We start from the raw sequence: 24953 nt of genomic DNA, 5'->3' as shown, positions 1-24953 counted from the left end.
TTTGTAGCTTGTTAATGGAATTTACAGAATCCATTCTCTAAATCGAATAACTGGGGTGGCGATAGCATTCGCCTCAAACATTTCTGTAATCTGCTGATATAGCAGAAAATCTTGCAGTCGATTGTCGGTTACAATGACATACGCATCTGCTGGTACTAACCGAAATTCGGAGAACACAGGAAAACTTTGTTCATTTGATAAATGATGAAGAAAGTCCCATACGCCAACAATTTGAATATTCAATTTTGCTTTCAAAAATTCTAGCAATCCAAAAGCACCAGCATCATAGCCTATTAAAAATAATTTCAAAGGTTTAGAAAACGATATGTGAATTAGCTTATCGAAAAATTCATATGAAATTCCAAGGCCCCGTTGCATAAACCACGAATATAAAACTGATTTTGTTTTGCTAAGCAGTAAAACTTGCCATTGATTCTCTTTATCTGATATAGAAGATACATGCGTTATGCAGTTGCTGAATGAATTTAATTTCATCTTCACGAAAAACTTTACAGAAATAGAAAAAATACTTGACTTTTTCAAAACACCCCAAGAATCGCCGAGAAGACACCTAACCACCTATCTCTGAGCGATGTGGTATTGTTTTGCCCTCTCTTTTGTTGTCTCCGTCAGGAAAATTGAGAGTTCGAGGCGTAGCCACCTGGGTTCTCGCTTTTGTCTATGTGTTTGGACTGACTTAACACTGCCAATCCGTTAACTCGCTCCCTTCATTCTTCAACAAAGACAGCTTACTGCAGCGTATGACAGGATCCAATCAGTTACCCAATTAGCGTAGAGCCAGTTCCACACAGGGTTTTCTCAGTGGGACATGCTTAACCAGAAGCGCACCACTCGTCTTCAAGAGGACCCGGACACAGCTCTGGTAGATGGGGATGTACTTGCACTGGACGATACGCATGCGCCACACCCGTATGCCAGGGGAATCCCGTTTCTCTACTAGCTCTACGACAGTTCAAGTAAAGTTTACACATGGGCGATGAACATTTGAAAACATCTATGTGAAAATGCTCAAGCCTTCGGTGAATCGACGTGGTAAACCATGCACGAAAATGAAATACACACGGATCGCCACAGTTGTCGGTAAACGTATAAAGCAAGAAAACAACAAGGCTATTGCGGATCGAACTCTATCGGTGAATTCAAAGGACTCTGAGACGGACGACATGGCTAAAGAATACAAAGGTGCCTACCTACTGATCAGCATCCGCTACGATGCACCTTCTGAAGTGATGGGGGGTATAGCTGAAGCGTTGGTATTTTGAAGTCCTATTTCGCACGGCAAAGCAAGAACTCGGGATACTTAAAACTGTCATTCACTGAACGAAAACCATATTTAAGCCCATATGACGTTACTCTTTATGGTTGAGACGCTTTTCCGGTACATACTTTGGATAAAAAAAGTGGGCATCGAGGATTGCTCCCACTGTCAACTGATCTGCAATCTACTCTGCACCCGCTTTCGAACCTGTTAAACCACTAGACGAAACGAGCAAAACACGATCGTTATCGATCTTGACACAGCAGCAGAATCTTTTGCAAGACTCATACGCAAGTTTTGGTCAAACAAGCTGGTATTGAAGTGATTCGAACCTACCAATGCCCAGTCATTGAAAGCAAGCGTATAACTTATGCTCCCTATATCAAAATTAAACTTTTTTCCACGTTTCCGCCCATGAACGCCAGAAATTTTCCATTTCTTCATAATTCTGTTCAATATTTTGAGGTTGGATAAACCATTCAACAGACATCTTATAATAAAAAGCATAGACTTTGTCTGCAGCTTGTGAAGCTTCTAAGCTTAAATCAAGAGAACCCCGAATAAAAGTAATAATGTTTTGAATCTCTTCAATAGCTTTTCGCAGTTCTAAAATCTTTTCTTGCTTATAGCAAGAATAAATATATTTAACTAAATTTGCTGCCCGTTCATGTAAAGCTGACAGTTGCATATGAAACGGCATGGTATGCACTGAATTTTTTAAATATATATCACTTGCCCTCATTTCCACCATCTCCGAAACACATTCTAATTGATATTTTTCATCATACTGTGACGTGGAGGAAATACCCAGTTGAATAGCAACGTTCTTTAAAAGTTGTGATTCAGGAAATTCTTTCAACCCTATCTGCAGACAAGATTGAGCAAATATGGTTCTCTCCTTAGCTAAAGCTACATCGCATTCTAACAATAATCTGGTTATGGTTAAAGAATGATTTGCAGCTTTGGCCAACCATATATCAGCAACATCTAAATTTTTATTTTTAAATGCCTGAAGAGCTAACATTTCACACTCCCAAGCAGTCTCTCCGGACCAATTAAAATCACAAGGAAGTTCAGGCAAATGCATGAGATACAGGTAGGCCTCATAGCGATCGGGTGCTTTCGGCAACCATTCTGACAATAAATCATCACAGTTAAAAAGTAAAATATCCCGTAGAAACGGAGAAATAGGCGTTGAACTGTATTCACACAAAAGAACGTTTTTCAATGTCTGAATACGATCATCTGGAAAATCAGGAATATCGTTTATTTGCAAACAACGATTGTTTATTTTAATGAGTAAATTTAATGAAATTAAATAGGGATTTTGAAGCCCAGTATTTATGATTTCAAGCGCCTTTTTTGGATCCTGTTTATAAAGAACGGCTAACTTTACTCTTTCTAGAACCGTTGCTTGCGCAATTTTTGACTCTATTCTTTGAATGAGTTGATATATATCATCTGGAGATTTATAAAAATAAGCTTCACAATAACTAGCCAAAGCAACAGGATCTGTAATACGGGGTTCAATTTCCTGCTCAAAAAATTTTTTTTCATATGGCAAAAGATAAACTAAAGGAAAAATCAATATATCCTGATTAGAATTCTCTAAAAAAGAAGTAAAGTAGTATTGAAGCGCAGTATCTTTATCCCCCAAAGCGATCCAACATCTACCCAACATTAAAGCAGCCAGAAAACTACCCATTCCTTGTACTAAGTCAAACAATGCCTCTTTTGGATCTCCTAATTTCCTTGCAAAATTAAATTGTTCAATAGCTTCTTTGAATTTACCGTTTTCCGCTAGAATCATTCCGTATCGAGTACGAAATTCGGCTAATTCTGGATATACCATGATATATTTAGAAGCTATTTCTTCTGCTTCAATGTTCTTTTGCAATCCAACAAGCGTTGTAATATGAAAGACAAAAATACGAGCCGTGATATGATCCCAACTTGAAGGCGGTTTTTTTCTTAATACATTCAATGCTCTTTTAATGATTTTTAATGCTTGATGAAAGTCATTCAGACGAATATATTCTGCTATCAAATTGGATAAATGAAATAAATCTAGAGGATCCTTTTCCAATTCTTTTTTTAGTAAAAGAATATTTCTGGATGATTTATTTTTGTAGGTTACTATTTCACTCAAATAACCCACATGATGGATATCTAAATTAATTTTAGAAATTCGTTTTCCTGCTTTCATAATAGATGAAGCAATTTGTTCATGTACTGATCCATCATAAAAATACCCATTTCGAAACAATCTTACAACAGAAACCGGTCTAGTTGAAAAAATTTTACCATTTTCACCCACGTAATTTAATATATTAACCAAAAAGCCATCTGCTTCTATATGTGTAAGTTGATCTCGAAGAGAGTGACGCTTAATAGCATCTAAATATTCGTCGGCATCAATGACGAGTATAAATTCACCCTGAGCATGTTTTAAAGACTCATTTCTTGCGTGAGCAAAATGATTATCCCAATCATAATGATAAATTTTCGAAGTGTATTCTCTGGCAATATCTAAAGTACGATCAGTAGAACCTGTATCTACCACTACAATTTCATCTACTACACCTTGCAATGATTCTAAACATCTACGCAATGTCAATTCTTCATTTTTAACAATTAAACAAGCGGATAGCAACATAAATATGATTCCTCTCCAACGCCTGATAGTTATAACTACAAAGCAATTTTAGACATCATGTACGCTCGATGGGCGTTTACATTGGAAAGATACGATTCATAATGAGCTTGTACTTTATCTAAGGATATTTTGATTTTTTCAATCATGTTTTGCGTATCTAAATACGCTTTCTCAATATCTATATTTTCAATGTTATTTGTTGAAATCTGAAGAACTCGATCGATTAAATCTGCACGATGTTGTAATAAAACGAACACATCGACAAAACGTTGCTCATGAAGCGCTGAAAAAATCATGTTAGACAATTGGTGTACCGTTTGAAAATCTATGTTTTCTTTCATGTTTGCTCCCCCACAGTTTATAGAACTGGACTACCAGAAGATCCACCGCTTGACGAGGAACCACCCATTAAGGCTGACAATTGTTGCATTTGAGCCTGTGATTGTTGCATGGCCAAATTTAATTGATTCAATTGATTAGTAAAATTCTGCACTTGTTGCTGTATTTGTTGATTAATCTGATTAAGGTAGTTTTGAATATTTGTCTGCTGAGCAGCTAGTGCATTGATATCCCCTTGTAATGGACTTTGACCATTATTACCATCCAAAAACGTATTCAGTGTATGATTCATTTGTCCAAGAACTCCACTTGTCGGAATGGCTGTGCTTGCAGAAGACTGAACCACACCAAATAATTGCTGAACAGCCTGGGCATTTTGGCTCATGGCGTTTTCAAACATGGTCTGTCCATTTTGTAAAGAACCTGTAAACTGAGAACCAGAAAAACTGTATCCAGATGATGATTGAAATTCTAAATGTCCGTTGGTAGGATTGATAACAATTCCTACAGATGCTAAAGAATTTACAGAAGAAGAAACTGTGCTAATAACACTGTTTAACGCCTGCGGTAACTGAGATAACAAACCTGTCGCATTTGGATCAGTAAAAAGCGGTCCCGATGTGCCTGCACTCCCAGAACTGCTACCAGGTGTATAGGTCGTATCTTTATTTACCAAATCGATGAGTGTATTATAAGCGCTCATCCATGTTTGAACAGCTTTTTCAGCAGATGAAGGATCAGAAGTAATACTCAAAGTTTGAGGAGATGAAGTAGTGCCAGACACTGTAATGGTGACATCAGGTATAGCCTGCGAAAAAGTATTGGTCGATGATGTAAATGATTGTCCATCAATCGTCATATTGGCATTTTGTGCTGTACTCTCATTTGTAAAACCAAATTGTCCAGTTGACGAACCACTTACGGTATCAGTAATTGTAAAACCATTGCTCGCACCCGTTTGGGAGGACGATAGTGATAAGACATATCCATTCGTCGTATCAAGAATTTGCGCTTGAACCCCTGTTGAACTCGTATCAGCATTGATAGCTAAGGCTATACTGGATAGACTCTCACCTGATGTAATAGAAATGGAAGCCGAACTGTTGGACGATCCTGATACGGGATTAATCGTTAATGAACCTGCCGATAGAGTGGAGGTACCTGTTGCGCTACTTTGAGCATTTGAAGTTTGAATCGTAGTTTGATATGAAGCTAGCTGAGTTACTTGCACGGTATACGAGCCCACCTGCGCCCCTGCAGATGTGGTTGCTGAAAAAGCACTCGAATCGCTCGATGTAGCAGATACCGAATTCCAGTTCTGCGAACTGGCAAGCGTATAAGTTGCGTTCTGGAAAGTTTGCAATGCAGTTTGTAAGGCAGACAGCGCACTTTGTTGCGTTTGTAAAGTATCTAGTTGTTTCTGAGGATCTGTTGTAAGTTGTTGAGTCAGAGCTTGCTGCATAGCTTGTGCATATTGAGTCACAGGTAAGCCGACGCCGCCAGGATTGGAAATCGTGTTCAACGCTTGCAAAGCATTAAAAGACATTGAATACACTCCCTTTCTATATAATAATAGAGAGAAGGCGTGACCTTCCTGAAGCTCGCGACGCAATCAGGAAAATCACGCGAAATATCGGCTCAGGCAGAAACCATAAATTAGCTGAGCAGTTTGAGAATAGCGTCAGGTTGTTGTTGAGCTTGGGAGAGCATTGCAATACCGACCTGATTCAGTACTTGCTGCTGGCTAAAGTTGGTGTATGTTTGAGCCATATTTGTATTCGTGATGGTTGAATCTGCATTTTGTAAATTCTCAGCTGAATTCTGCAGATTTGAAATTGTGTAGTTCAGCTGATCTTCTACTGCACCCACACTTGCCTGGTATGCAGACAAGCTGGTAATAGCTCCTTGTATCGCAGAAATAGCAGCTTGCGCTGAAACTTGACCGCTAATTGCCGTTCCACTAAGACCCAAAGCTGACAGGTTAACAGCAGAAATTGACACAAAAAGAGTTTGACCTTCTTGAGGACCAACCTGGAAGGTAAAGGAGCCACCAGAAGTTGCAGTTGGAGATCCTCCGAGCAAGCTCATGGTATTAAATTGAGTTTGCGTTCCAATATTGTTAATTTGATTACCTAGTGCCGCGAATTCTTGCTGAAGATTGTTAAGATCTGTTGGGGTTTGAGTACCGTTTGAAGCTTCAACAGCCAGTGTGTTCATGGTTTGAAGAATATTCATGACCTGATTCATAGCACCACTTGCCGTTTGAAGCAGACTCACCGCGTTTTGAGCATTTTGAGTAGCTTGGTTCAAACCATTCACTTGCGAAGTCATCTGTTGGGAAATTGCGTAGCCAGCCGGATCATCCGCTGCACTGTTAATACGATTACCACTTGACAACTGCTGATAAGAAGTTTGCAGCTGATTTTGAACGTAGTCCAAATTGGACAAAATGTTCGAGGCTGATGCATTGTTGTTTACACTGAATGACATACCCATTTTCTTTTGCTCCTCTCATTCTTGCATTGACTTTAATTTATAACAAAGGAGTTTCCTCCTGAGTTATCAACCGTTAGGAAGATAATTCACCAGAGATGGTAGAAGAATTTCAGAACCCATTTTTAGCGCTGCTGCAAAAACACCTTGGTCAGTATTAAATTGAGTGATAACTTTCGCCATATTAGCGTCTTCCAAATCACTTTTATAATTTTGAACGGTAGTTACATATTGTGAAATTTGCGTCTGCATGGCTGTTGCTCGTTTGATTCTCGAACCTAATTCTGCATTGATATTTACCACTTGAGTAATACCTGTTTGCAAATTCGTTAAATCAGTTTGGAGACCTGTAATATTTCCATTTTGCAAATCTGAAATAGTAGAGTTGAGAGTACTCTCCAAATTGGTTGTTGAACCAGAGGCAGTACCCATAACTTGCGATGCACTAACATTGACTGTGATACTAATTCCAGCTGAAATTTGCATTTCCATACTTGCAGCCGTATTACCACTTGTTGTATAGCCGATATTATTAGTAGAAGTAGTAACTGGAGGTTGCAGAGGATCAGCTCCTCCAAACAAATAACGCGACCCTTGTTGAGTATCCAATTCCTGATAAATTGTCTTCGATAATTGTTGTACTGTTTCTGAAAGAGCATTTTTATCTGAAGTAGTTTGATTCGTTGAATTCAAACCTTCCATAACATAACTTTGAATAGACTGTAGAGTGTTGACGATTTGAGATAAAGCAGATGATGTATTGTTCATCCATGTCAACGCAGATTGCAGAGTGTTTTGATAACCCTGCGCTGATGACAAAGTTGCTCTATCAGACATATCTTGAGATACAGCAAGCGGGTTGTCTTGTGGTAAATTTAATACTTTGCCTGTAGAAAGTTCATCCTCCAGATTTTGCATTGTCGTATTCTCGTTTGTAATGTTATATAAAAACTGATTTACCATCATCTGTTGTGTGATTTGCATATGTTCACCCCCAAACAGCTAGTCTAACTTATTAGCCAACATTCTGTATCAATGTTTGCAGCATTTGATTAAATATAGAGATGTATTTTGCCGCCGCATTATAGCTATTCTGAAACTGAACCATCTCAGCCGCCTGGGCATTCATATCAACACCCGACACCGATTGCCTTAGATTGGATGATTGTTCAGCAAGCGCATTAGATGTATTGTATCCAGCCTGAACTCCTTGCGCTTCCACACCAACACCAGAAACCAAAGCTGCTAGTGTCTGATCAAACGTACCACTACTAGCAGTGCCAGATTGGGTAGCATCAGAAACCACTCCGGCGTAGGTCCATGAACTGTATGTATTCGTTGAAGTAGATAAAGCAACCATCGCATTAGCGTTAGAATTTCCATCAGCACCATCTGAACTTGAACCTGCCGCTATATCGTTTGTTGTAAGTGATGGATTTACATCAAGAACAACATTCCCTTGCGAATCCACCGGTTGTCCAGATGAATCTGTAGTAGCGCCCGCTGGAGCTACAAAAATACTTGGCCCTGCAGAATTGTTTAAGTCAAGCCCACTACTCTGCTGATTGTTTACTGCAGTCGCAAACGTATCCAGAAACGAATTTAAATTAGCCAATGTTTTATTGACATCATCCAACCCCTGTGCATTGCCAAGAATGGAGCCTGATTGCAACAAAGTAATCAGGTTATTAGAAGCTGGTGAAGCTTTGCCTGATGACGTATACCCAGATGAGGGTAAGTATGAGCTTGTCTCAATATAAGGAGATTTTTGATAAGATTGAAGTGGATTTGATTGTAAATCTTGATGCCCATTATATTCGCTACCATTCGCTCCACCAACCAAAAGAACCGGATTGCTGCCGCTGCCAATACTCACAGTCACAGTACCATTCTCCTGATACTGAATATTGACTCCAGCAAGTTTAGACATATCATCCAGATAGACCGAGCGCTGATCTAAGAGTGTATTGGGAGATTGACCTATCGCCGTTTGCATAGCAATCTGCGCATTCAGTTGGGCCACATTTTGCGCATCTGTAATTAACTGATTGACCTGTCCTTCAATCGTGCCAGCTAAACCTGACTGCACATCTTCCAATTGTTGAGTAACCGTTTGAAATGTCTGCGCCACTGTTTTGGCCTGCTCAATTACAGCTTGACGCGCAGCCGTATTGGTCGGATCTGTCGACAAAGTTTGCCACACTTGAAAGAATTGATCGACAGAATTCTGCAAACTGTCAGAGGAAGGTTCATTTAAAATTCCTTGAATTTGCGTCAACACGGTTTGGTGAGATTGATACATCTGTAAATCAGCTTGATTCGCCCTGTCCTGCTGGACTAGATACGGATTGGTTTGGCGTTGAATCTGACTCACTTGCGAACCTTGTCCCAACTGTCCTACAGGCAAAGATTCATTATCTGCCGGAAACGGACTACTTTCTTGTATGAGGGCATTTTCTACCGCGTAGCCCGGAGTATTCGCATTGGCTATATTATTGGCAATCACATTTTCTGTTTGTGTAGCAGTTTCTAATGCATTCACTCCAATATTCAAACCTAGGAAAGTAGATATCGGCATACTCTTAGCCCCCAGAAATTCCGTTCCCAATTCGCTTTATAAAGGAAAAATGGTTTATGCGAATTCAGCATAACTGCTCATTCTGACATACGCTTTATTAAACTCTTCAGCAATTTTTAAGGCTTGTTCAATAAGTAATTGTTGTTGAATAACCGATTCGTGTACAGCTTTCAATCTTTCTTGCAAAGAAGAATCTATTGTATATTGAGCCAACCGTTGAAGACAGCGACATTGACGAACGACCCTCTCCGCAACTCCAGTTGAATCCGCTTTTAATAAGTAATTGTTAATTTCAGAAGTTAACGACTCCAGTTCACCAACAATCGACTCAGCAGACTCGCATTCCATCATTCTTGTAAGGCCCCACTTTGCAAAATAGCTTTTGCCAGTCTTTCTGGCTGAATTGAATATACACCCGATTGAATCTGTTGCTTTAAACGATTAATTTTTTGCTGTCTACTTTCGTAATTTGTTGCCCGGTTTAGCAATTGTGAATCGGTTGCACGAACTTCGTTAGATGGCTTTCCCTGAATTCCGTCCATTGATGAAGAGAGCATCTTATTCCCCCCTACATTGTCATATACGGTCGAATTTAAAGATTTTTTGCATGATTTTCAGAGATGTTGTAATTTTTTTTGTAGAAACTTAATAGCCTTCTGATAAATTCGTGTAGCTGTTGATACAGACACATTTAAAACTTCTGCAATTTCTGTAAAAGTCAAATCTTCCTCAAAATAAAGTGACAACACCAATTTTTCTCGTTCATCCAATTGCTGAATACCTTGAACCACATCCAGCCATATTTCCATTTCTACTGGAGATTCTTCTGCACGCACATCAATGGCGTGTTCAATATTCATAACTTGCGGTTTTTGATAGGCCTGCAACTGTGTTTGATAGGTCCGTGTAATTTTAAGCGGACTGGAACTCCGAACCACATCTCGCATCGCACCTTTAACATGCGCATAAAAAAGGCGCAATCGCGCCTCTTCCGTGAGTATATGATGCGCCTCGGTTTGAGTGAATTGCCACCAGCGCATGCGGGCTGACGCTACCAAATCATCCACATCAATCGAAGCACTTTTGCGATAATGCACATACCTTCTGGCTAAACGTTGTATATATTGTTCCTGCCCATCGGTTAACAAGCTTTCCAACTATCATCTCTTCCTTTTACCCTTACATCTGCCTCTAGTAAAATATCTCCGAGTTGACCTATAAAATCCTACCCAAATATCTTTTATGCCATTTCTTTAAAACCATTTCATATCTTCCGATATTACCAACCTTTAGACTTTTTCCGCCATAACGACGACTTGGCACACTGTATGAAACTGATACCCCTGAACTTCCTCCAAATAATTGCGCACACTTTCTTCAAACTCGTCGGCTGTCATAATACCTTCTTCCAGCAACCTATTACGCTTTTCTTTAAATCTTTGAACAGTCATTCGAACACCTTCATCATGAGACGTAGTGCGAATAAACTGAGCCTGCGGCAAAAGAGCTGTTGCTGTCACACGAAATCCAGCTTCTTGAAGAATCCCAGGTAACTTTCGACCAATCTCGCGATCGCCCCCTTCAAGGGTTTGCAATTGACTAAAAGCAGCTTGCAATCGACTGAACCCTTGGGGATTCTCTGGATAAGTAATTGTCATTCCATCATCAATATCAAGAACACAAAGAGTCGCACCCATCTTTAAACGATCGCGTATACTTACCGCTGCCTCTAAAGGCTGCTGTAAATGTTGAAAGAGAAAACGAGCAACAGCAAAATCAAATTCACCCAGAGACTGAAGTTTACCCAACCGATATACGTCTTCGCGATAAAAAGATACTTTTGCCCGTTCATGCAACGCCGCAGTTCCTAGCTTATAAAGTTCATCTCGCAACGCTTCCGATAGTCGCACCAATTCATAATCATAATCCACACCTACTACTTCCACCGGAAATCCTGCAGCGAAATCAAAAGCAAACGCACCAAAGCCTGACCCTATATCGAGAACTCTATGATTCTCTTTAACTGGTAAATATCCGAGCAGAGAACGACGTGATGGACCTGTGTAAATGGTCTGTTCTAACAACCAACGTTCCGGCACATATTCTTGTTTAAGTAAAAATTGATAGAGCGCATCATGACGCTGAAAGCGTTGCAGGATTATATCTTGAAGATTCTGCAGAGACAAAGGTGAACGGCCTCCTGATCAATCTATAAAAAGATTGGCAAAGTATACTACTCATGCCCACTATAGCACAGCATGCCAGAAAATTGTTCTGCTTTGCTTGCATACAACAAGTTTATTCAGGTGACGATCCGTTGTTAGACGCAAACGCGAACAGAAGACCCACAAATAATCCGCTGGCAATGGACCACCACCAATAACCATGAGTCCAATGCAATACAGCAAAATAAAAAATGACGAATACTAAATTGGCTATCATTCTCACCCATATAGAAAGGGTATTTTTACGAATGATATTCGTCAGTACCATAAGTACAATTCGCCAAATGAGAAAAAAGACAATCACTTGAAGAATAAACATGAGAATCGGCATATACTGTCCCCCCAAACTTCACACTGTTGTATTTATTCAGAGGTATGCCATATGGACATTATTCTTGTTTGGCCAAATTGAAAATCGCGTAAGTCTTATTAATCTTTCCGTGTTCCGTTGGTTACATTAAGCTACGAAAAAGCCTCCAACCCACGATTAACGGCGGATATGGAGGCATAGAAACAGAGTCATCATTCTAAAAATCAAATGACAAATATGCGATTGTCAGCCAATTTGTTATTAATATTGCGGTTCTATCAATCCATAGTCGCCTGATTTGCGACGATATAATACATTCACTTCTTCAGTTTCTGCATTCGTGAACACATAAAAATCATGTCCAAGCAAGTCCATTTGCATCATGGCCTCTTCAACATCCATAGGTTTCACAGGAAAGCGTTTCGTACGCACCACACGGAGTTCACTCTCTTCCCGTGTATCCATTCCGGTTGATGATTGAATGCGTGTTTTTAAACCCTGATTGCGAAATCTCTGATTGATTTTAGACTTATGTCGATTAATTTGTTGCTCTAACTTATCTACGACCAGATCAATGGATGCATACATGTCTGCTGATTTTTCTTCCGCGCGGAAAAGTACACCATGCAATTGCAACATGACTTCCACCTTGTGAAAGCCTTTCTCCACTGACAGAGTTACAGAAATCTCCCTTTCGGGCGGAGCGTCGAAGTACTTTTCCAAGCGACCCAACTTCTTGTCCACAAAGTCGTGTAACGCCGGAGTGATCCCCATATGATCACCATGCACTTGAATGTTCATAAGCACCAACGCCTCCTTCGTATTTCTAGTATACCTTTTTTCACGAGGAAAGTCATGGTCTGTTTTCTGAATTAACAGTAGATTTACGCGGGCATTATCGCGAATAAAACCCCTTACCTTTATGCGACTTTTCTTTTTGAGCCGATAGTTCAGAAGATGCTATTTGTAAATCCCTTACCATTTCTGCAGAACAGACTGCACAAAGCCGACCAGACTGTGTCGGTTTTCCGCATTTTTCACATGGATATGAAATATTCGGATTATCTCGTAAGATAATGCGCCCATCCTGAATCATGCCCACAATAATGTCCGGGTCTACTCCGACTCCCTCTGCCAACTCTTGAAGATTAGCATTCCGATGATTTTTAAGAAATGTGCGTACTTGAAGAAATATTTCTTCTTCCTCGTGAACGCATTGCGGGCAAATATCTCGCCTCAATCGATTATAAATTCTTCCACATCGCTTACAGTTCGCCACCGGCATCCTGCATACACCTACCTGTTCATTTTCATTCAACATTCATGGTACATAAGCTATGGCCACGCCCATCACGGATTGAGCTCCCACGTTTAACAATTCCTTAGCACAAGCCGCCATGGTCGCTCCGGTCGTCACTACATCATCCACCAACAACAACCTGCGCTTTTGCAAACGCTCCGGAAATACTACCTGTATAGCATGCTGTATAGCATCCATACGCTCGGCTTTGTTTTTCCCTGTTTGACTCTCCGCTTGAATGGACTGTTTCGATAATAGAGAGACTACAGGACGACGAATTTTTTTGGATAATGCATAAGCCAAAACCTCTGTTTGTTGATACCCCCTGGCAGTAATTCGCTGATTCGTAGTAGGCACGGGCACAATCATATCGAATGAACAGGGCAACTGCTTTTCGATGAATGGTAAAAGTGGAGAAACTAGCCAATCCGTTAAGCCTAATGCGCCATCATACTTCCACGAACGAATGACTTCCGGTAAAAACCCATGATAAGGAAATGCAGCAAAGACTGGTACTTGCCTACCTTGAACTACCAGAGAACGCCTTGCGGGTAGGATGTCTACTTGCAGAAGTTTTAATTGGCAAAACAGGCAAACTTTATCAAGCAAGATTAGATTATCCTCTTTTTGATGTTCTCTATACAGTGTTCTTCCACAGAGTACACATCGATGTTGTTCGTTAAAATAAATCATATCCAAAACGAAAGAAGCGAAAGATGCAAGCAAAAACGACAATGTATAGCCACGAAACGTTCTCATTCTACCCAATCTGCTTTGCTCGGATAGTAAACAAGCGCAAGCAACCCTGGCCCCGTGTGCATGCCAATCACAGGACCAAGTTCACAAACTTCACCTAGAACATTCTCATGACCACCCATCAATTCCTGCAATAATGAATGAGCATCTTCAGCGCGATCGCGATGAATAACGCCTAGCCTCACTTGCGAATGTTTCTCTGCAAAAGCATGAAATTCGCTTCTCAGTGCCTCCAAAGCCCGTCTGTGCGTTCGCATTTTTTCGTATAAGTCTATTTTCCCATCTCGAACAGTAAGAATTGGCTTGATCTGCAACAGAGAACCCAGTAACGCGGATGCGCCGCCAATCCTTCCACCTCTTCGCAGAGCTTCTAAATTGTCAATCAGAAATCGCGAAACCATATGTTGACTCACATATTGCCACATTTCTAATATTTGATTTACATCGCACCCTGATCTTGCCATTTTTACTGCATCTTGCAACGGACCAGCCAATCCAAAAGAAGTAATCTTTGAATCAAATACTGTAATACGTTGAGGATTAACCCTTTGAGCCGCATTTTTAGCACTCTCGTAGGTTCCACTCAAACCCGAAGATAATGTCAGGCACAGTATATGTTCTGAAGAGTCTATTAATTTCTTGAATACTTGTTCAAAGCGAGAAGGGGAAGGTTGAGAAGTACTCGGAAACTTTTCGCTGACTGCCATTTTTTCATATATTTCTTTGTAACTTGCGTCGACTCCTTCTGCATAGGCTTCACCGTCAATAACGATGTCGAGAGGAACGACAGATATTCCTAATGAACGCTCTTGATCAGGCGTTAAATACGCTGTGCTGTCTGTGACAAAGGCAATTTTGCCCAAGTTATTCTCCTCCCATCGATAGAGATTTGTCTTCTGGAAGTCGGCTCATTCTGGAAAGCGTAAACCAAAAATCACTACCCTTACCCACTTCACTTTCTACACCAACTTCTCCGCCAAGCGCTGTTACTATATGTTTAACAATAGACAACCCCAATCCAGTCCCACCAGATGCCCGACTGCGATCCCGATTGACTCGGTAAAATCTTTCAAACAAGCGATCGAGATGTTCTGGCGCAATACCTATTCCTGTATCTATGACATGAACTTTCACTCTATCAACGAGAATTTCACAACGAATCGTCACCTTGCCGCCACTTGGCGTGTAATGAATGGCATTGCTCATTAAATTGAGAAATACTTGCAAAAGCAAATCGTCTTCCGCCCAAACATTCACCGGCTCAAAAGGTTCTAATTCAAGTTGAATCTGGCGTGCTAGAGCTACTTGGGTCAACCGATCAAGCGCCCGTTCTACCACATCCATCAATGGAACAGCAAGCAATTGAATCCGATGTTCTTCAGCTTCCAATCTGGAAAGTTCCAGCAAATCGCTGACCAGGGCGTTCATCCGATTGGACTCGTCGTAGATAGTTTGCAAAAACTGTTTTTGTACTTCTGCTGGTGCTTCATCATCAAGCAATGTCTCTGCAAAACCGCGGATTGCAGCTATTGGAGTCTTTAATTCATGCGAGACATTAGCCACAAACTCGCTTCTCATTCTTTCCAGTCGACGAAATTCAGTGACATCATTGCAAAGCATGAGAACATCAAAAGCCACTTCCCCATGCATTGCGGTTTTGCTCTTGGATGGGACAGGTACCAAACGGATTAACACCGTCTGTGTGTCGCGCAAATTGAGTTCGCTCTGCCATGGAGTTCCAAACAACAATGCGTTGTCTATTGCCGCACCTAAATGATAGTTTCTAAATAGAGACCAATGGTCTTGTTTGGTCCAATGTTCAAGAGGCTTGCGGAACATTAACTGGGCTGCTTCATTGACCATCTCTATGGTTCCACCGCGGGTAATATAGATGATTCCCGTGGTCATGTTGTGCAAAATGTGTTCCAGAACATCACGTTCTGCAGATAGTTCATCGACCACCGTTTCAATGCGACTGGTCATTTGATTAAAACTGTTGGCTATCTCACGGTTAAATCCACGCCGTAAATATTCGTACATGCGTAAGCTGTAATCACCGTTGCCAAAAGCGTCCAAAGAATCTTGTAAATACTCCATAAAATATTTGCCCCAACGCCGACGAATTCCAAAAACAATCAGCGGAGTCACCATACCTGCAAAAAAGGCCAGCATTACGGGTACAATCATCCAGAACTCCTTCCAGACGGATCGGTAAACTTATAACCAACACCTCGTACGGTTCTGATATATAGCGGATTTTTAGGGTCTTTCTCAATCTTATCTCGCAAATGGGATACATGAACATCGACAATTCGCGTATCTGTTGTTGAATTATATCCCCAAACTCGATCAAGTAATTGATCTCGAGAAAGTACATGTTCTTTGTTTTCAAGAAAATATTGAAGAAGGTCGAATTCTTTGGGTGTGAGATCAATCAGTGCTCCCGCCAAAGATACTTCATGCTTAGAGAGATCTACCAGAACATCTCCCGCTTTGAGTGTGCGCGAACTGCTTGCCTCTTCAATGTCTTCTTCGGTATTATCCATACGCCGCAAAACTGCTCGGGCGCGGGCTACTAATTCTCTAGGAGAGAATGGTTTTTTGACATAATCGTCAGCCCCCATTTCCAAACCGACCACCAAATCCACTTCTTCATCTCTGGCAGTTAAAAGAATAATGGGTACTTCAACTTTTTCCTGGCGTAGACGGCGACAGACTTCCAAGCCATCCATACCAGGCAACATCAAATCTAAAATGACCAATGAGAGCCGTTGGGGGTTCTGACGGATAAGTTCATAAGCAGACTTACCATCTCCTACCGTTTCAACCTCATATCCTGATTTTTGAAAATTGTAAGCAACCAGTGTACGAATGGACTCTTCATCATCCACAACCAGGACTGTTGGCACGTCATCGCCCTCCAAATTTTTAACTTAAACTCATTTTAACTTGTCCCCCTAATGGATTACAATATGATATAGTTAAATAGAATTCTCTGTTGAATCTACCATCTTAATTCTTATTTTTATGAAATCCCACATTTGGAAAAGTTGGTGAATTAATGGCCACCATAGGAGAAAAAATACGTGAATTGCGTCAGCAACGGGGACTGACGCAAAGCGAATTAGCGGATGGAATTGTTACACCGAGTATGATTAGTCAAATTGAATCAGACAGAGCTAAACCTTCTTATAACTTACTGAACAATTTGGCTATTCGACTAGGTATGCCCATTGAATATTTTGTTACAGAAATGGACGGTCAACAATCTGCTTCAGCTACTCTAGCCATTGCACGTTATTATGTTGAAGTTGGCCTCCCTGAAAAAGCATTAGAAATTTTAAATAAAATTCATACCGAGAACGCATATGGACTAAATACTCGTATATTGATGTTAACTCAAGCTATGGCTCATAGGCACCTAGGTCAGTACCAGAGCGGCGTACCTATTTTAGAGAGTCTTCGCGAACAGGCTTTTCGCAGCCAAGACAAATTGCTTCTATTTGAAGTTTGCCGAGAATCTGGATACCTTGAGCTTGGCATGAAAAATGAAGATGGTGCATTGCATGAATGGAAGAAAGCCGTCTTCTACGGAAAAGAACTGAGACAAGAGAAAATTTGCGCCACTGTAGAACTCAATCGCGACATGATGGATATGTACTATAAGATGTATCAAATTACTCGTCAAAAATATGATGGACAAATGGAATCTATCAGTTATCTTCAAGAAGCTATAGAACTCGCTAAATCAGCACCTAAAATTGAACATATGGCAGAAACGCTGATTATGGATGCCGAATTTCTAGAAGATGCGGATACTCAACTCGCCACTACACTAGCTTTAAAAGCTTTAACACTAGTAGAAAGTCTTCGCTTCCTTAAGCAAAGTGATGTTGTGCAGGCAACTATAACAGAGGCGTCTGAAAAAATTCCGGAACTCCAAGAAGTCAGCACAGCTTCTGAAGAACAACATTGTATAGCACCTCAGACAACCTACCTGTTTATCCAGGCAGAATGTCATAGAGCAAGGGCTGAAATGAGCAGGGGCGAGTGGTCAGCCGCTCTCCGACGCATTGAACGCGCCAGTGAGATATTAAATGATTGTCATGGTATTTGTGAATTCTCTCAGCTTTCTTATCGGGACACACTTAAAGAGCTTGGAGAATTGCAAGCTGATTATTTCAAAATGACCGGCGAGACGGAAAAGGCGGCAGACGTTTTAATTGATTTGGCAAATCAATTTCCAGAGGAAGAACTCGATATGCGTGTCCAGTGGCTTGCCACTGCTATTCTATGGCTTAAGGAAGTTGGTCAGCCAGCTAAGATTCGCGAAATTCAAGAACGACTTGAATCATTCTTACTTCCTAAAAATCCTGTTCGTTGGATTGATTCTCGCACTTAAGAAGCCTTTTCCATAGTTACAACAGAAAATCATAAAAATCGGCCATCATCTGAACAACAGTTCAAATAATGGCCGATTCTTTTGGTTCTTCGGATTGGAGAATGCCAATTTCTCGAACAACTTCTTTAAACGGCTCGACCAAATCGGGATCAAACTGAGTACCTCGACATGCGTCCAATTCGTCAAAAGCTTCTTCCATTGTCCGTTTTTTACGATACGGACGACTGGTGGTCATGGCATCAAATGAATCCACAAGAGTCATAATACGGACTGACAATGGAAGCTCTGCCCCTAATTTTCCTTCCGGATAACCGGTACCATCATACCTTTCATGATGATAACGAATGATAGGCAGACAGTCTGCAACTTCTGATAAGCCGAGCGCCAGTTGATAACCAAGATTTGGATGGTCCCGCATCAGATCCCATTCTTCTTTGGAAAGCGGGTCACTTTTGGCAATGACCTCTACCGGTATCTTCAATTTCCCTATGTCATGCAAAAATGCTCCAACTCTTATAGTTTTTTGCAAATCTTTATCGAGATTCAGTTTCCGCGCGAGAGCTGCTGCATATTTAACATTTCTTTCAGTATGTCGGTATGTATAGCGATCGCGTGAATGCATCAATTGCATGAGTTGTTGCATTTCGTCAATCAATTTCTCAGAAACATCCAGTCCTTGTAATTCGCGAATAATATCTTCGGCAATGGAACTAAACACTGCAACACGACTGTGTGTAGCAACTTTAATCTTATACAACGCATCATCTGCAGCGCTCAGGACCTCGTGCTTTTTCTCACCAGTATCAGGATATCTTGCTACTCCTATACTGACAGTCAACTTTGTTACTGGATACTGCTCCGTACTTGGAAAATTGTAATGTTGAACAGCATCGCAATAAACTTGAGCACGTTGAGTGGCTTCTTCAACGGAGACATCCGGAATAATAATTAAAAATTCTTCCCCGCTCACTCGGGCGATTAACTCACCCTCTCTGGCCGTTGTATGAAAGAGCTTTCCTAAATGGCTCAGAGCGAGATCGCCATGCAGATGTCCATGGGCATCATTATATCTGCGAAAATTATCGATATCCACGAGTAATACATTGAATGGAAGGTTATCGGCCACTCGTTTATCTAACCAGTTATGTATGTAACGATGATTATGCAATCCTGTGAGTTCATCTGTGATAGATAAGCGTTTAAAATGGTTGGTAAGCTTAAAGTATTCTTGGTAAACACGGGAAACGATCAAAATGAGAATGGTAAATATGATAACGCCTCTCAGTCCAGAGGCATGAATGGTCAAAGCTAGAAGATAGGCGGTGAGACCACCGACTGCCAACACACCAAGTGTTGACTTTTGAAGTATTGACTTAATCCCTATCTTCAATCCAACTAAACCTTGCATTATAATATAACAAATTAATATAAATAGCATATTAACTATTGTATAAGTGATCAGACATAACAACACATAATTATAATTAAAAAGATTATTAGAACCTTGAGCGGTAAATAATGTTCTAGCATACCACACAGCAAATGTCGAAGATAAAGTAAATATAGACTGATTAAACATTTCATCTATTTTCTCAGATTTATTATTATTCTTTAAATTAATAATATAGGTATATAATGCCATGAATGCTCCACTTACAAGAACGGTTTTCAAAGGATATACTAAAGAAAACCCTAAGTAAAATGTCATATTCCACGTAAACCCTAGATGCTCATTAATTATAACTTTAAACATCTGAGTTAATGATATTAATCCGATTAACGAATATAAAAATAAGTCGTCAGGGATTTTTATTGAATTTAACTGATAAACTGCAATAGCAATCACTGTCAATGCTACTATGAACTGATAAATTCTTATTGATTTATAACGCCAGCTATTTTGCTGATTCATTTGCTCCTCCTCCACTAACTATGGAATAATTTTGGAGCAACATTGCGTTGTAAATTAACACACCAAGCCCAACAGCAAAAACACAGTCACCTATACTAACAATATTAAAAATTAAAAAGTGAAACGGAATAATATCTCCAAGAAACGGAAGCAAAGTATGTTTATCCATTGCAATACTTTTACCGTAATGTCCAGACAAAAGAGCATCTACAGCTTTTTTACCAAAAGTTCTTACGGACGGTAAATAGGCTGGCATCCGCATACCATTAAGCGTCATTTCAAGAAAGTTTAAAAATATTCCCGCTAACATATAAGGGATTCCTTTAAAGCGAATATTAAGGAGACAAAAAATCAGAAGTGCAAGATAGCTTAATATGATCATAATCAAGTAAAGACTGTTTGAGAAATAATGAATGCTAATCATTTGTAATACATATGCGACAGGCAACACCCAGAAAAATTTTAAATTCAAATTGGCCAAATTATAAATGCTGCCTTTCTTCACCAACCCAAAACCTATTCCAATCAATATGGCAAGAATCTCAACTGACATTGGTGTACCCCGCATTATACTTTTTTGTAAAACGGGACCGGGTAAACCCCGGTCAAATGATTATGAAATCCAGAAAAGTCCTGCCTGCGCTGCGACTGTCATGAGCGCGAGCGCTCCAAAAATAGCAAGAGCTTTTACTTTGTTTGACATCGTGGGTTCCTCCTCAGATGGGTCAGATAACGACCGATCTGAAGTGCTTTGAATTCTGCTGCGATTGTCAAGAGTTGCCGGCTATACTTAGTTGTCTAAGTAGACTACCGAGTGCCGTAGCTATGAATTCTAGTAAAGGAGCCATTCCTGTAATGAATTAATTTCGGGTTTGAAACAAAAAGAGCGCCTCCTGTATGCTGGGTTCCGAATGCAGGACATTCATTCCCTAATTGAGGAGGACGCTCAACGTGAAGTATAAGATGCAACAGAAGCAAAATCAACGAATCCAACAAATTACCGACGCTACCATCATTGTGGGAGCGGACATTGCGAAGCAAACGCATGTAGCGAGAGCCATTGATTTTCGTGGAATTGAGCTCGGTAGAGAGTGCGTTTTTAGCAATGACGATGAGGGTCTGACGAAACTCGTAACGTGGATGACGGAGTTGCAACGGCTGCACGGCAAGACGGATGTCGTCTTTGGCGTTGAGCCGACCGGACACTACTGGTTCCCGTTAGGTGCCTTCATTCAAGACTTGAACGTTCGATTCGTGCTCGTGAATCCGCATCACGTCAACAAGAGCAAAGAGTTGGAGGATAACTCGCCGACGAAGAACGACTACAAGGATGCTAAGGTCATTGCGAATCTCGTGAAGGACGGCAAGTACACCGAGCCCAAACTCCCAACAGGTGTCTATGCGGATTTACGAATCCTCATGAACCTGAGGGAAAAGGTTATGGTGAATCTAGGTCAGGTGCAGCGGCGGATACAGAACTGGCTCGACCGGTTCTTTCCGGAATACACCCAGGTGTTCAAGGATTGGGAAGGCAAGGCATCTCTCATTACACTGCGTGAGTCTCCGTTTCCACAGGACCTCGTCTTACTAGGCGCCAGTGAGATTGTGAACCAGTGGAAAAGTGGCGGTGTGAAACGGGCTGTCGGTATAAAGCGAGCAAAACGGCTCGTAACAGCCGCTGAAAAGTCCATTGGTCTGAAAGAGGGACTCAAGGCTGCTCGGTTGGAACTGACGGCTCTACTGGAGCAATACGACATGTTCACTCGGCAACGTGACGAAATCATGGCTCAGGTGGAGCAACTGCTCAACCAGATTCCAGGCACTGACGAGATGCTGAGTGTACCAGGGATGGGTGTAACGACACTTGCTGGCTTCCTGGCTGAAGTCGGTGACCTTCAGGGATATGACCATGGGCAGCAGATCATTCGGCTTGCTGGACTCAATTTGAAAGAAAACAGCTCTGGCAAGAGAAAAGGGAAAACTGGCATCTCTAAACGTGGACGCTCACGGCTGAGGGCACTTCTATTCCGAGCGATATTACCGATGGTAGCTACGAATCCAGAGTTCAAGGCTTTGCACCATTACTATACGACACGAACATGCAATCCCTTGAAGAAGAAACAGTCGCTCATTGCGCTGTGTGGAAAGCTCATTCGTGTCCTGCACACATTGGGGACAAAGCAAGTACCGTACAACTCTGAAGATTTACTGGGACCGCTTCGGAAGTCCCAACTACAGATGGCTGCTTAACTGATTCAAACTCGTACTTCAACTTACTCGCTTGTGAGACACGATGAAAGACCAAGACAAACGAAAGCACGGATAAGCCGTAGTAACTATTCCATAAGGGCAACGACCCAGCAAAGGAGCAAGAAACGGCATCCACCCCTTGAGAGGTAGAACGAAGGAATGTGAGGGCATAGACCCAGTGTGACATGGGAGGGTAAACCGCAAGGGAACGTGTGGACATCCAAAGGTGCGAACATCATTATGTTCCATGTATTGGTAAATTAACGCCAATCTCTGTTCCTGCCACGGAGTATCCGTTTGAAAATTGGCACATCTAGCATTCTGGCAATCCCTCTCAAATTGTCAAGGTGCGTAATCGTGAGAATGAGAGAGTAAATAGAAGAAAACATTAATTTATAGTGGGAGTTACACCCCGATGCATGCATTATATAGTGAAACCGCTAAGATTTTCTACAGGTTTAGACAAAAATTCTCCACATTCTATATTTTTTTGCTAATTTAAAAAATAAATCGTTTGAGAGAGTGTCTCTCAAACTACTTTAGTGTGAATTTTTATAGAATTAGTTTCTATTGCATCATGGGAATCATTGAGATGGTTTGTAGTGAAAGCTGCCTGGCACTTGGCGTGCGAAGATCGAATAGCCAAGCGACGTGATGACTCGATAAATAGTAATCGCGCAGAATTTGCAAAAAATCGTCTTCCGACTGAACTGGATGATAATAGACCTCGGACCAATGAGATTGCAAAAGTTGCACAATGGCTGATGTGTCATCATGAGATTGAAAATCCATGATGACTATGGTGGGTTCACTTTTCAGCGTATCACTGCGGCGAATGATTTGGCGTATGATGCCCTCAACAGATTCACTGGCATCTTTCATCAGCAAAATATACATCATAGGTAGTTGAGGATGGCGTCTCTTTCTCCACAGATGGACAATCTGTGTAAGAAAGGCTAAAAACCCATAAAGAGCTGCCAATAGTACAAGGAGCGTCACCAACATATACGCCCCACCTCCTTGCATCAACCTATGCATGAAAGTGAATGTCCGCTACTTTAAAAAACACATGTAAAAAGATAAACGCTTCAGTTGGCTCTTGTCAGCATCCTTTGGATTGAGCACTTCCAAGAAAAAAAGGTGCCTTGACCGATTGGCCAAAGCACTCAGGGTATGGGGTAAGGGTAATACTACAGCATACGTGATTCTATTCTTTTTTATGGGGGTCACGTGAGGAATGCAAAAAATTTATTGACTGATGGCGCGAGCTTGTTCAGCCAACAAACTTGCCTTATCCGTACGCTCCCAGGGAAGTTGCAAATCGGATCGACCAAAGTGACCGTATGCCGCTGTTTGGCGGAAAATGGGACGTCGCAAATCCAAATCGCGAATAATGGCTGCTGGACGCAAATCAAAATTACGCTTAACCAACTCTACCAGAGCATCTTCTGATAATTTACCTGTTCCAAAAGTATCTACCATAATAGAAACCGGACGCGCGACACCAATGGCATACGCTACTTGAACTTCGCATTTGCGAGCCAATCCAGAAGCTACTAAGTTTTTGGCAACATAACGAGCCGCATAAGCAGCACTGCGATCTACCTTGGTAGGATCCTTACCGCTGAAAGCTCCACCGCCATGTCGGGCATAGCCACCATACGTATCGACAATAATTTTTCTTCCCGTTAATCCAGCGTCACCCTGCGGCCCACCAATGACAAATCTACCTGTCGGATTGATAAAATATTTGGTCTCTGCATCCAAGTACTCCTTAGGTACTACAGCAGAAATCACATGTTTATGCATATCTTCAGAGATGGTCTCTAAAGTCGTGTTATCATCGTGTTGGGTAGAGATTACGATGGTATCGACACGAACAGGCTTGTCCCCATCATATTCAATCGTAACTTGGGTTTTACCATCCGGACGCAAATAGGGCAATGTGCCGTTTTTGCGCACTTCACTCAGCCGTCGTGAAAGCTTATGTGCCAAAGAAATGGGTAGCGGCATCAGTTCCGGCGTCTCGTCACAGGCAAAACCAAACATCAAGCCCTGGTCCCCCGCACCGATTTCCTCCACCTGTTCATCCGTCAAGTTACGAGCTTCCAGTGCAACATTGACGCCCTGAGCAATATCTGGCGACTGTTCATCTATGGAAGTGATGACTGCGCAAGTTTCTGCATCAAAGCCGAATTTAGCACGAGTATATCCAATATCTGCAAGCGTGCGGCGGACGATCTTCGGGATATCCACATAACAAGACGTCGTAATTTCCCCCGCCACCAATACCAAACCAGTCGTAACCGATGTTTCACAGGCCACGCGCGCATGCGGATCATGAGTTAAGATTTCATCCAGTACTGCATCTGAAATTTGATCGCAAATTTTATCAGGATGCCCTTCTGTTACAGATTCAGAAGTAAACAGACGGCGAATGGTCATCCTCACCA

General features: G+C 41.3%; 25 protein-coding genes. 3 read left to right on the top strand and 22 right to left on the bottom strand.

Features of this window, described 5'->3' with window-relative positions; translation table 11 throughout:
• Window positions 1–21: 21 nt before the first annotated feature.
• Window positions 22–309, bottom strand: coding sequence for a hypothetical protein (locus ACOJUR_RS03555; protein WP_420949269.1), 288 nt, complete (start codon window positions 307–309; stop codon window positions 22–24).
• A gap of 716 nt (window positions 310–1025) precedes the next feature.
• On the opposite strand from ACOJUR_RS03555, the gene ACOJUR_RS03550 reads away from it, so the two are divergent.
• Complete coding sequence (locus ACOJUR_RS03550; protein ID WP_420949268.1) at window positions 1026–1283, top strand: hypothetical protein; 258 nt, start codon at window positions 1026–1028, stop codon at window positions 1281–1283.
• Between the two features lie 384 nt (window positions 1284–1667).
• Here the strand turns inward: ACOJUR_RS03550 and ACOJUR_RS03545 are convergent, their stop codons facing one another.
• The 17 genes from ACOJUR_RS03545 to ACOJUR_RS03465 form a co-directional block, all read right to left on the bottom strand.
• Window positions 1668–3935 carry a glycosyltransferase gene (locus ACOJUR_RS03545; RefSeq protein ID WP_420949267.1) on the bottom strand — a complete coding sequence of 756 codons (2268 nt, stop codon included), beginning with the start codon at window positions 3933–3935 and terminating at the stop codon, window positions 1668–1670.
• Window positions 3936–3970: 35 nt separating this feature from the next.
• The gene (locus ACOJUR_RS03540) at window positions 3971–4276 is read right to left on the bottom strand and encodes a hypothetical protein (protein WP_420949266.1); all 306 of its coding nucleotides are present in this window, start codon (window positions 4274–4276) and stop codon (window positions 3971–3973) included.
• A 17-nt stretch (window positions 4277–4293) separates the two neighbouring features.
• Complete coding sequence (fliD, locus tag ACOJUR_RS03535; RefSeq protein WP_420949265.1) at window positions 4294–5820, bottom strand: flagellar filament capping protein FliD; 1527 nt, start codon at window positions 5818–5820, stop codon at window positions 4294–4296.
• A 110-nt stretch (window positions 5821–5930) separates the two neighbouring features.
• A complete protein-coding gene (locus ACOJUR_RS03530) occupies window positions 5931–6713 on the bottom strand; it encodes a flagellin N-terminal helical domain-containing protein (protein ID WP_420949264.1) in 783 nt (260 codons plus the stop codon).
• Between the two features lie 123 nt (window positions 6714–6836).
• A complete protein-coding gene (locus ACOJUR_RS03525) occupies window positions 6837–7751 on the bottom strand; it encodes a flagellin N-terminal helical domain-containing protein (protein WP_420949263.1) in 915 nt (304 codons plus the stop codon).
• 31 nt (window positions 7752–7782) lie between these two features.
• Window positions 7783–9345: a flagellar hook-associated protein FlgK gene (flgK, locus tag ACOJUR_RS03520; RefSeq protein ID WP_420949262.1), complete on the bottom strand. Its 1563-nt coding sequence runs from the start codon at window positions 9343–9345 to the stop codon at window positions 7783–7785.
• 54 nt (window positions 9346–9399) lie between these two features.
• Complete coding sequence (locus ACOJUR_RS03515) at window positions 9400–9696, bottom strand: hypothetical protein (RefSeq protein WP_072873068.1); 297 nt, start codon at window positions 9694–9696, stop codon at window positions 9400–9402.
• Window positions 9693–9902, bottom strand: a complete 210-nt coding sequence (locus ACOJUR_RS03510) for a flagellar biosynthesis anti-sigma factor FlgM (RefSeq protein WP_072873067.1) — start codon at window positions 9900–9902, stop codon at window positions 9693–9695. The genes ACOJUR_RS03515 and ACOJUR_RS03510 overlap by 4 nt, the downstream gene beginning before the upstream one ends.
• Window positions 9903–9959: 57 nt before the next feature.
• The gene (locus ACOJUR_RS03505) at window positions 9960–10502 is read right to left on the bottom strand and encodes a sigma-70 family RNA polymerase sigma factor (RefSeq protein ID WP_072873066.1); all 543 of its coding nucleotides are present in this window, start codon (window positions 10500–10502) and stop codon (window positions 9960–9962) included.
• Window positions 10503–10634: 132 nt separating this feature from the next.
• Window positions 10635–11531: a methyltransferase domain-containing protein gene (locus tag ACOJUR_RS03500; protein ID WP_420949261.1), complete on the bottom strand. Its 897-nt coding sequence runs from the start codon at window positions 11529–11531 to the stop codon at window positions 10635–10637.
• Between the two features lie 112 nt (window positions 11532–11643).
• Window positions 11644–11901 carry a hypothetical protein gene (locus ACOJUR_RS03495; RefSeq protein ID WP_072873064.1) on the bottom strand — a complete coding sequence of 86 codons (258 nt, stop codon included), beginning with the start codon at window positions 11899–11901 and terminating at the stop codon, window positions 11644–11646.
• A gap of 240 nt (window positions 11902–12141) precedes the next feature.
• Complete coding sequence (hpf, locus tag ACOJUR_RS03490) at window positions 12142–12681, bottom strand: ribosome hibernation-promoting factor, HPF/YfiA family (RefSeq protein ID WP_072873063.1); 540 nt, start codon at window positions 12679–12681, stop codon at window positions 12142–12144.
• A gap of 94 nt (window positions 12682–12775) precedes the next feature.
• Complete coding sequence (locus tag ACOJUR_RS03485; protein ID WP_072873062.1) at window positions 12776–13165, bottom strand: TIGR03826 family flagellar region protein; 390 nt, start codon at window positions 13163–13165, stop codon at window positions 12776–12778.
• A gap of 36 nt (window positions 13166–13201) precedes the next feature.
• Window positions 13202–13939, bottom strand: a complete 738-nt coding sequence (locus ACOJUR_RS03480; RefSeq protein WP_420949260.1) for a ComF family protein — start codon at window positions 13937–13939, stop codon at window positions 13202–13204.
• Window positions 13936–14799, bottom strand: a complete 864-nt coding sequence (locus ACOJUR_RS03475; RefSeq protein WP_203115053.1) for a DegV family protein — start codon at window positions 14797–14799, stop codon at window positions 13936–13938. The genes ACOJUR_RS03480 and ACOJUR_RS03475 overlap by 4 nt, the downstream gene beginning before the upstream one ends.
• Window position 14800: 1 nt before the next feature.
• Window positions 14801–16123 carry a sensor histidine kinase gene (locus ACOJUR_RS03470; RefSeq protein WP_306954292.1) on the bottom strand — a complete coding sequence of 441 codons (1323 nt, stop codon included), beginning with the start codon at window positions 16121–16123 and terminating at the stop codon, window positions 14801–14803.
• Window positions 16120–16845, bottom strand: a complete 726-nt coding sequence (locus ACOJUR_RS03465; RefSeq protein WP_072873059.1) for a response regulator transcription factor — start codon at window positions 16843–16845, stop codon at window positions 16120–16122. The genes ACOJUR_RS03470 and ACOJUR_RS03465 overlap by 4 nt, the downstream gene beginning before the upstream one ends.
• A 152-nt stretch (window positions 16846–16997) precedes the next feature.
• Between ACOJUR_RS03465 and ACOJUR_RS03460 the strand changes: the two genes are divergently transcribed.
• Entirely contained in the window at window positions 16998–18338 is a 1341-nt protein-coding gene (locus ACOJUR_RS03460) for a helix-turn-helix domain-containing protein (RefSeq protein WP_420949259.1), read from the top strand.
• Between the two features lie 61 nt (window positions 18339–18399).
• Here the strand turns inward: ACOJUR_RS03460 and ACOJUR_RS03455 are convergent, their stop codons facing one another.
• Window positions 18400–20250, bottom strand: coding sequence for a bifunctional diguanylate cyclase/phosphohydrolase (locus ACOJUR_RS03455; protein ID WP_420949258.1), 1851 nt, complete (start codon window positions 20248–20250; stop codon window positions 18400–18402).
• Entirely contained in the window at window positions 20234–20803 is a 570-nt protein-coding gene (locus ACOJUR_RS03450; RefSeq protein ID WP_420949257.1) for a DUF5317 domain-containing protein, read from the bottom strand. Before ACOJUR_RS03450 ends, ACOJUR_RS03455 begins: the two co-directional genes overlap by 17 nt.
• 410 nt (window positions 20804–21213) lie before the next feature.
• Here ACOJUR_RS03450 and ACOJUR_RS03445 point away from each other — a divergent pair, with 410 nt between their 5' ends.
• Window positions 21214–22500, top strand: a complete 1287-nt coding sequence (locus ACOJUR_RS03445) for an IS110 family RNA-guided transposase (RefSeq protein ID WP_420950494.1) — start codon at window positions 21214–21216, stop codon at window positions 22498–22500.
• A 567-nt stretch (window positions 22501–23067) separates the two neighbouring features.
• Here ACOJUR_RS03445 and ACOJUR_RS03440 read toward each other — a convergent pair.
• Together ACOJUR_RS03440 and metK are read right to left on the bottom strand one after the other, a co-directional pair.
• The gene (locus ACOJUR_RS03440) at window positions 23068–23505 is read right to left on the bottom strand and encodes a hypothetical protein (protein WP_072873055.1); all 438 of its coding nucleotides are present in this window, start codon (window positions 23503–23505) and stop codon (window positions 23068–23070) included.
• 243 nt (window positions 23506–23748) lie between these two features.
• Window positions 23749–24945 carry a methionine adenosyltransferase gene (gene metK, locus ACOJUR_RS03435; protein ID WP_306954281.1) on the bottom strand — a complete coding sequence of 399 codons (1197 nt, stop codon included), beginning with the start codon at window positions 24943–24945 and terminating at the stop codon, window positions 23749–23751.
• Between the last annotated feature and the right edge of the window lie 8 nt (window positions 24946–24953).

It is taken from the genome of Alicyclobacillus tolerans (genome assembly GCF_048984885.1).
Taxonomy (GTDB): domain Bacteria; phylum Bacillota; class Bacilli; order Alicyclobacillales; family Alicyclobacillaceae; genus Alicyclobacillus_I; species Alicyclobacillus_I tolerans.
This window is presented reverse-complemented; position numbering and strand designations above follow the sequence as displayed.

Coding starts and splice junctions, on each gene's coding strand:
- ACOJUR_RS03510 (WP_072873067.1), bottom strand. CDS start 9,902: ATGCTCTCTTCATCAATGGACGGAATTCAGGGAAAGCCATCTAACGAA.
- ACOJUR_RS03545 (WP_420949267.1), bottom strand. CDS start 3,935: ATGTTGCTATCCGCTTGTTTAATTGTTAAAAATGAAGAATTGACATTG.
- ACOJUR_RS03460 (WP_420949259.1), top strand. CDS start 16,998: ATGGCCACCATAGGAGAAAAAATACGTGAATTGCGTCAGCAACGGGGA.
- ACOJUR_RS03445 (WP_420950494.1), top strand. CDS start 21,214: ATGCAACAGAAGCAAAATCAACGAATCCAACAAATTACCGACGCTACC.
- ACOJUR_RS03470 (WP_306954292.1), bottom strand. CDS start 16,123: ATGATTGTACCCGTAATGCTGGCCTTTTTTGCAGGTATGGTGACTCCG.
- hpf (WP_072873063.1), bottom strand. CDS start 12,681: ATGAACATTCAAGTGCATGGTGATCATATGGGGATCACTCCGGCGTTA.
- ACOJUR_RS03480 (WP_420949260.1), bottom strand. CDS start 13,939: ATGAGAACGTTTCGTGGCTATACATTGTCGTTTTTGCTTGCATCTTTC.
- ACOJUR_RS03450 (WP_420949257.1), bottom strand. CDS start 20,803: ATGTCAGTTGAGATTCTTGCCATATTGATTGGAATAGGTTTTGGGTTG.
- ACOJUR_RS03455 (WP_420949258.1), bottom strand. CDS start 20,250: ATGAATCAGCAAAATAGCTGGCGTTATAAATCAATAAGAATTTATCAG.
- metK (WP_306954281.1), bottom strand. CDS start 24,945: ATGACCATTCGCCGTCTGTTTACTTCTGAATCTGTAACAGAAGGGCAT.
- ACOJUR_RS03515 (WP_072873068.1), bottom strand. CDS start 9,696: ATGATGGAATGCGAGTCTGCTGAGTCGATTGTTGGTGAACTGGAGTCG.
- ACOJUR_RS03495 (WP_072873064.1), bottom strand. CDS start 11,901: ATGCCGATTCTCATGTTTATTCTTCAAGTGATTGTCTTTTTTCTCATT.
- ACOJUR_RS03525 (WP_420949263.1), bottom strand. CDS start 7,751: ATGCAAATCACACAACAGATGATGGTAAATCAGTTTTTATATAACATT.
- ACOJUR_RS03440 (WP_072873055.1), bottom strand. CDS start 23,505: ATGTTGGTGACGCTCCTTGTACTATTGGCAGCTCTTTATGGGTTTTTA.
- fliD (WP_420949265.1), bottom strand. CDS start 5,820: ATGTCTTTTAATGCTTTGCAAGCGTTGAACACGATTTCCAATCCTGGC.
- ACOJUR_RS03540 (WP_420949266.1), bottom strand. CDS start 4,276: ATGAAAGAAAACATAGATTTTCAAACGGTACACCAATTGTCTAACATG.
- ACOJUR_RS03485 (WP_072873062.1), bottom strand. CDS start 13,165: ATGCCGGTGGCGAACTGTAAGCGATGTGGAAGAATTTATAATCGATTG.
- flgK (WP_420949262.1), bottom strand. CDS start 9,345: ATGCCGATATCTACTTTCCTAGGTTTGAATATTGGAGTGAATGCATTA.
- ACOJUR_RS03550 (WP_420949268.1), top strand. CDS start 1,026: ATGCTCAAGCCTTCGGTGAATCGACGTGGTAAACCATGCACGAAAATG.